Annotated in this window: 1 protein-coding gene; it reads right to left on the bottom strand. The window is 66.9% G+C overall.

All coding sequences use genetic code 11. The features are described 5' to 3' along the window. Nucleotides 1-58: 58 nt before the first annotated feature. Entirely contained in the window at nucleotides 59-1300 is a 1242-nt protein-coding gene (locus HII36_RS55155) for an IS256 family transposase (RefSeq protein ID WP_173531381.1), read from the bottom strand. Between the last annotated feature and the right edge of the window lie 120 nt (nucleotides 1301-1420).

Genomic DNA, 1420 nt, shown 5'->3' on the forward strand with positions numbered 1-1420 from the left:
GGTCACGTCCACGGACGTGGTGTATGAATCGATCTCCGTGTGATCCTGTTTCTGCAGGTTAAGCGGTGAGTGTCTGCGGAAGTGTGTCCGTGCTCGGTGTGTCTCCGGGAATCACCCGGATGCGGGCTTTGGCCAGGATGTCCAGGCCGATGTAGCGGCGGGCCTCGACCCATTCGTCGGTCTGCTCGGCCAGCACGGCGCCGATCAGGCGGATGATCGCGGGCCGGTCGGGGAAGATGCCGACCACATCGGTGCGGCGGCGGATCTCCTTGTTGAGGCGTTCTTGCGGATTGTTCGACCACAGCTGGGACCAGATCTCGCGGGGGAAGGCGGCGAAGGCCAGCAGGTCGTCACGGGCGGCATCCAAGTGCTCGGCCGCGGCTGGATGCTTGGCCTCCAGGGTCTGCACGACCCAGGCGTGCTGGGCGCGGACCGAGGCGGCCTCAGGCTGGTCGAAGATGGTGCGTACCAGCGTCGCGACGAACGGCTGTGATCGTTTGGCCACGACGGTGAGCAGATTGCGCAGGTAGTGGGCCCGGCAGCGCTGCCAGGCGGCGCCGGGCAGGGTGGCGCCGATGGCGGCGCGCAGCCCGGCGTGGCAGTCGGAGATGACCAACTGCACTCCGGTCAGGCCGCGCGCGATCAGGCTGCGCAGGAAGGCCAGCCAGCCGGCTCCGTCCTCGGCCGAGGTGACGTCCAGGCCCAGGACCTCCCGGCGTCCGTCGGCGTTGACGGCGGTGGCCACCAGGACGTGGACGTTGATGATGCGGCCGCCTTCGCGCACCTTCTGGGTCAGGGCGTCCAGCCAGACGAAGGAGTACGGGCCGGCATCCAGGGCGCGGGTGCGGAACGCCTCGACCTGTTCATCGAGCAGCGTGGCCATCTGGGAGACCTGGCTTTTGGAGATGTGCTTGATACCGAGTTGCTCGACCAGCCGGTCCACGCGGCGGGTCGAGACGCCCAGCAGATAGCTGGTGGCCACGACGCTGATCAGCGCTTGCTCGGCTCGGCGGCGGCGTTCCAGCAGCCAGTTGGGGAAGTACGAGCCCGAGCGGAGCTTCGGGATGGCCAGCTCGATCGATCCCGCGCGGGTGTCCCATTCGCGGGTGCGGTAGCCGTTGCGCCGGTTGATGCGCTCGTCGCTGCGTTCGCCGTATTCAGCGCCGCACAGGGTGTCGGCCTCGGCCGACATCAACGTCTCGGCCATGGTCTTCACCATGGATCGCAACAAGTCGGGGTCCCCGGTCTGGATCTGCTGCGCGAGCCACTGGGTGGGCGGCATGCTGTTGTCCGCGGTCATCACGTGTCTCCTTTGATCTTGAAGTGTCGCATTCAAAGGATCACGCGATGACCGTCCTCATTTCCCGGCGGCACGCCTGTGACCAGGTGAAACTCGTACACCACCTCCGTGGACGCAACC

It is taken from the genome of Nonomuraea antri (genome assembly GCF_013283785.1).
Classification (GTDB): Bacteria; Actinomycetota; Actinomycetes; order Streptosporangiales; family Streptosporangiaceae; genus Nonomuraea; species Nonomuraea antri.